1 protein-coding gene is annotated in these 799 nt (G+C 43.9%); it reads right to left on the bottom strand.

From position 1 onward, the window contains the following. Positions 1-189 precede the first annotated feature (189 nt). Positions 190-726 carry a hypothetical protein gene (locus tag IDZ20_RS05755; protein ID WP_188150478.1) on the bottom strand — a complete coding sequence of 179 codons (537 nt, stop codon included), beginning with the start codon at positions 724-726 and terminating at the stop codon, positions 190-192. Positions 727-799 lie beyond the last annotated feature (73 nt).

Here is a 799-nt window from a genome sequence, read left to right as displayed (position 1 = left end):
ACCGCTGTTGGAGCGGCGCAAACTAAAAAGACAACTGACAACAACCTACAACCGACAAAGCGCTTTTTTCAATACCACGCATAACGCCCGGCTCACCAGCGCCTAAACCGGAGAGCTTTTTGTGGTAAAGTAAGCGCAGCGCAACCCACAAAAAGAGCGTAGGTTTAGGCGTCTGCGTGGAGCCGTTTGTTAGCGCCTGATTAGCACGAACGATAGAAATAGAACTAGCCCCAATGTAAAGAGCCACCAATGTTTAAGCACGTAAGCTTCGAGTTCGTTGAACGATTTGAGTAAGTTGCGTATACCAAACTTTTCACCCCGCACTGCAGTACGGGCATACTCCTCTATAGCTGCATCAAGCATATTTCCTGGTGTACGCCACAAATTCGGCAACATGCTTACCGGAATATAGTTGACTGCATAAGCAAAGCCATACAATTTGATATTTCTTTCTACTTCAGTAAATTTCTCTATTTTAAACAGCAAATCGTCTGTTCCATTCGATGGAGAAACGAATAGAACAGTTTCACCTTTGATAGCTTTATCGATTGCCTTTATTCGTTCACCCTCGTCAACTATCGAATGAAGTGATTCTAATTCGGGGAAATTTTCTTTCAACCTTTCAATTATACCCCATGGGCCATCGGTCTCTAGATCCGGATCTGACGTCACCAGGTCAAAAACATCATCCTCAGAACAACTCAGCAATTTCTCGTAAATATTCATATGGTTTAAGCGCTAACGCCAAGCTCACCTGCAATTTTTGCTGTGAGCGTTTGTGTAAAATGGAGCTGCGCGA

The sequence above is a fragment of the Teredinibacter waterburyi genome (genome assembly GCF_001922985.1).
Classification (GTDB): Bacteria; Pseudomonadota; Gammaproteobacteria; order Pseudomonadales; family Cellvibrionaceae; genus Teredinibacter; species Teredinibacter waterburyi.
This window is presented reverse-complemented; position numbering and strand designations above follow the sequence as displayed.

Coding starts and splice junctions, on each gene's coding strand:
- IDZ20_RS05755 (WP_188150478.1), bottom strand. CDS start 726: ATGAATATTTACGAGAAATTGCTGAGTTGTTCTGAGGATGATGTTTTT.